Annotated in this window: 5 protein-coding genes; 4 read left to right on the top strand and 1 reads right to left on the bottom strand. The window is 65.0% G+C overall.

What is annotated here, in order from left to right:
* A partial coding sequence (locus G3O01_RS44675) for a collagen-like triple helix repeat-containing protein (RefSeq protein WP_205813889.1) occupies positions 1-1,366 on the bottom strand: 1,366 nt, incomplete at its 3' end.
* A 671-nt stretch (positions 1,367-2,037) separates the two neighbouring features.
* Here G3O01_RS44675 and G3O01_RS44670 point away from each other — a divergent pair.
* From G3O01_RS44670 to cpaB, 4 genes are all read left to right on the top strand, one after another.
* Positions 2,038-2,229, top strand: a complete 192-nt coding sequence (locus tag G3O01_RS44670; protein ID WP_205813888.1) for a Flp family type IVb pilin — start codon at positions 2,038-2,040, stop codon at positions 2,227-2,229.
* A 170-nt stretch (positions 2,230-2,399) separates the two neighbouring features.
* On the top strand, positions 2,400-2,894 hold the full coding sequence (locus G3O01_RS45500; protein ID WP_241024799.1) for a prepilin peptidase: 495 nt from the start codon (positions 2,400-2,402) through the stop codon (positions 2,892-2,894).
* The gene (locus tag G3O01_RS45495; protein ID WP_241024797.1) at positions 2,894-3,379 is read left to right on the top strand and encodes a TadE family protein; all 486 of its coding nucleotides are present in this window, start codon (positions 2,894-2,896) and stop codon (positions 3,377-3,379) included. Before G3O01_RS45500 ends, G3O01_RS45495 begins: the two co-directional genes overlap by 1 nt.
* An 85-nt stretch (positions 3,380-3,464) precedes the next feature.
* Positions 3,465-4,196: Flp pilus assembly protein CpaB (cpaB, locus tag G3O01_RS44660; protein ID WP_205813890.1), on the top strand; the 732-nt coding region annotated here is incomplete at its 3' end.

Here is a 4,196-nt window from a genome sequence, read left to right as displayed (position 1 = left end):
GGGGATTGGTCGGGCGGCTTGTGGGGCTGCCGGCCGTCGAGGTGAGCGAGACGCCTGGCGTCGACGAGGTGCCCGACGTGGAGGCCGTCGATGCCGTCGATGTCGTTGGTGTCGTTGGTGTCGCGACTGCGCCAGTAACCGTTGAGACGATGCCCGTCACGGCGTTCGTGAGGCCACCCAGCGGGTTCGCGCTGCTGGTATTGCCGCCGCCCGCGCCGCCCGCGCTGCCCGTGACGCCGACTGCGACGTTGCCGGTGACGCTGGCCGTGATGCCGCCGAGCGCACCCGTCACCGCGCTCAGCGGATTGCCGCCGCCTGCGCCGCTCGTGCCGCCCGTAAGACCGCCGAGTGCCGTCGTCAGCGGCGCCAGCGGGTTGCCGCCCGAGCCGCCCGTTAGCAGTCCGCCTGCCGCGATGGTGGTCTTGCCGGCATCGGCGACCACGTTGCCCAGACCCGCCGACACGGGATTGCTGCCGCCCGTCGTCGCGACGATGCCGCCAGCCTTCGCGAGCTGGCTGCCGAGTGTCGTCAGCAATCCATTGACGGGCGCACCGATGCCCGTCGTGTTGCCGACCGTCTGCGTGGTCGCCGCGACCATCGACGTGATCGGCGTGATGGCCGTGCTGAGCTGTTGCGTCACCTGCTGCACGGGGCCTGTCGACAAGGCCGTGGTCAGCGCGTTGCCGCCGTTGGTCACGGCGCCGCCAACCGTTTCGACGACACCGCCAAGCGGCGTTGTCACTGCCGCGAGCGGCGCCAGCGGTCCGCTGCCGACGCTCTGCACCAGCGCGCCCGCGCTCGTCACTGCATTGCCGACGTTGCTCACGACGCCGCCCGTGCTCGACACGGTGGTGCCGACGGGGTTGTCGGTCGCGCCCAGTTGTCCGAGTCCTTGCGATACACCGTTGCCGAGCGTCGACACGGCTGCTCCGAGATTGGACACGACGCCGCCCGCTGCCTGCGTCGTAGCGCTGCTGACGCCGGGCAGCGTCTGCGAGCCGATCGCACTGCCTACGCCCGATACCGTCGACCCAAGGTCGGACACGACGCCGCCCGTGTTATCGGCGACCGTGCCGACCGGGTTCGCCGTCTTCGTGACGGGTGTCGTGCCGTTGCCATTGCCGCCGTCGCCGGTACCCGTGCCCGAGCCGTTGCCGGCGCTGCTGCTGCCGGAGCCCGAGCCGGAACCCGATCCGCTGCCTTCCGAGCCGCTTGCGCCGCCCGTCGACAGCGTGCCGTTGCTGCCGCCCCCCGTGCCCTGGCTGAGCGACCCCGATCCGCCGCATGCTCCCAGCGACAGCAAGGCCGTCACTGCAACCGCGATGATCGACGCCCGAACCACGGCATGTGTCGTTTGAATTTTCATTGCTTCCTCGGATCTCTCATGTTGTGTGGTGGTGCTGCCTGCCGATATCTGCAACAGGTGTGCCATTGCGCATACGGATCCGTCGGCCGGCGATGCGCGCAGCGTGCTTTGCCAATGCCGGCGCGGTTGTGCGGGCGATCGCACCACGTGCGTAGAAATTGCTGAGGAACGCTAAACGGAGGGGAACGTGACTTGGCCGGTGGCGGCGTAACGTAACGGGACATCGATTCCGTTACGCGAGGATGGGTAACGCGGGGTAACGCGATGCTTGAAACAAACGGCTCAAACGCGGGCTTAGTGCAGTGAATCTAACCTATGGAAAGCCCTATGTGCTGCGACGCACAGACTGCCGTTACTCTAGAAGAAAGTTAAATGGTTCAAACGCTACGGCACGATTTTTTTGTTGCGTAACGTGATTGCTTCCAGAAGATTGTTAAGTTATAAATCTCATGCACATTGGCAGTTGGGAGGTGCGCTATAGAACAGACAATCACTTGCAGATTGCTTAATCGCGCATAACGCCGCGATGTACACGCGCAATACTTAAAGGCCTTAAGGCCTGGGCATAAAAAAACCTACGGGGCATTGGAGAGAATGTTCATGATGGGCCCGTTGTGCGTGCGTTGCCGGCGTCAATCAAATCAACGAATAGAAAGTCCGAGGGTAATAACATGAAGAACTTCGTCAGCCGGTTCCTGAGAGACGACAAGGGCGTCACGGCAATCGAATATGGCCTGATTGCAGGGGTTGTCGCCATTGCAGTCGCCACTTCCGCGGGTACAGTGGGGACCAATCTGTCCACGCTATTCAGCAATATCGCCGACAAGGTCCAGACGGCCGCAACTAATGCTGCTAAACCGTAATAGCAGTCCAATCTGATTCATTTAAAAGCATCGAATAACGGGCGTCATAAGCGACGCTCGTCGACGGTTTGCGCTTTTTAAAAACGATTGACGGCTTAATGCAAATTGCATGAGTAGATGCATGCGAATTGCATTGACTGATTTTGTCCGGTTAGGCCCGCTGGATTCCTATGACTGCCTGGATTGGAAGTCTTTTGTTCGTTGCATGGACAACGACGGTGGCCGCAAGCGACCTTCGCTATCGACGCGTCGCCAACGCATCGATCGTGGCCGGGCTGACGGCGGCGTTCGCGTGCGCGTTCACGATGCGCACGCCGTTCGGCGTTGCGCCGGCACAGGCAGCGCTAGGCGCGTTGCTCGGTCTGGCGGCGCTGCTGCCGTTCTTCGCATTGCGCATGATGGGTGCCGCCGACGTCAAGGTCTTTGCCGTGCTCGGCGCCTGGTGCGGCCCGCACGCGCTGCTCGATCTGTGGGTTGTGGCGAGCATCCTCGCCGGACTGCACGCGCTCGCGCTGCTGCTTGCCGCGCGCACGCGCCTCGCCGCGCCCGGCCGCAGCGGCGGGGCGACTTTCGGATCGCGCGGACGTCGCGCGACACCCTATGTGACGTGCCTCGCCGTTCCGGCGCTCGGCATGCTCGCGTTGCGCCAGCTTGGAGGCGCGTGATGATCAGCATACCTATGGGAACTGCGTATGCCGGATGCAGGCGCAAGCATCAGCGTCAGCGTGGCGCGAGTGCCGTCGAATTCGCGCTCGTGTTTCCACTCTTCTTCATGATCTTCTATGCGATCGTGACGTTCAGCCTGCTGTTCGTCGCGCAACAAAGCCTGACGCTAGCGGCCGAAGAGGGCGCGCGCGCCGCGCTCAATTACCAGCAGGCGCAAACCGTGAACGCCGCGCTCGACAGCCGCACGGCGGCTGCATGCCAGGCGGCGACCAGCCTGACCAACTGGCTTGCGGCGCAGGCCAGTTGCAATGCGAGCTGGGCGCCGTGCACGTTCGACGCCGCGATGCGCTGCGTGACCGTCACGCTCACCTACAACTACCAGAGCAATCCGCTCGTGCCTCCCGTGCCGCTGCTCAATGCCGCGTTGCCCGCGACGCTGTCGAGCACATCGATGGTTCAACTCAATCCGGGGTACGTGCTGTGAACGCGACGCCGCGCCTGTCTCTCCCAATCGCATATGACGCGGCCCAACACGCGCGGGCTCGCGCAGGAGTCGAACCATGCCGAACCTGAGTCCCAATGTGACGCGAATCCTCGCGGGCGTGCTGATCGCGCTCGCGGTCGTGCTGGGTGCGCTCGCGCTGACGCTCGCGCGGCGTCCCGCGCCGGTGGCGGCGCCCGCCGTGCAGGCGAGCGCCTCGTACCCCGTGGTCGTCGCATTGCGCGCGTTGCCCGCCGGACTGCCCATTCCCGCCGATGCGCTGCGCATCCAGAGCCTGCCCATCAATCCGACGGGCGCCTTCACCGATGTGTCGCTGGTCGCGGGCCGCGTGCCTGTGGGTGACATTGGCGCGCAGGCGCCTGTGCTCGATGCGCAACTATCGTCGGGTATTGCCGAGCGCATCCAGCCGGGCGAGCGCGCGGTGGCCGTGCGCGTCGATGAAACGAATGCCGTCGGCAATCGCCTGATGCCAGGCAATCTCGTCGATGTGTTTTTCACGTTGAAGCGCGATGGGATCAGCGCCGGGCCGGGCAGCCAGTCGGAAGTCGAACGCACCCAGGCGCGGCTGCTGCTATCGCGTGTGCGCGTGCTCGCGTGGGGCAATGTCGCAGCCAATGGCGTCCCCGACGCCAACACGCCCGCGCGCACGGCCGTGCTCGCTGTGCCGCTCGCCGAAGTCGACCGGCTCGCGCTCGCAGAAGGCGCGGGGCGCCTGGTGCTCGCGCTGCGTAATCCGCGCGATGCCGACGTGCTCGACACCGCGGCCTTGCCGTCGTATCCCGGCGTGCTGAAGACGGCG

This window comes from Burkholderia sp. Ac-20365 (assembly GCF_017104715.1).
In the GTDB taxonomy this organism is placed as follows: Bacteria; Pseudomonadota; Gammaproteobacteria; order Burkholderiales; family Burkholderiaceae; genus Paraburkholderia.
This window is presented reverse-complemented; position numbering and strand designations above follow the sequence as displayed.

Excerpts from the sequence above, each read along its gene's own strand:
- G3O01_RS44670 (WP_205813888.1), top strand. The coding sequence starts at position 2,038 with ATGAAGAACTTCGTCAGCCGGTTCCTGAGAGACGACAAGGGCGTCACG.
- G3O01_RS45495 (WP_241024797.1), top strand. The coding sequence starts at position 2,894 with ATGATCAGCATACCTATGGGAACTGCGTATGCCGGATGCAGGCGCAAG.
- G3O01_RS45500 (WP_241024799.1), top strand. The coding sequence starts at position 2,400 with ATGACTGCCTGGATTGGAAGTCTTTTGTTCGTTGCATGGACAACGACG.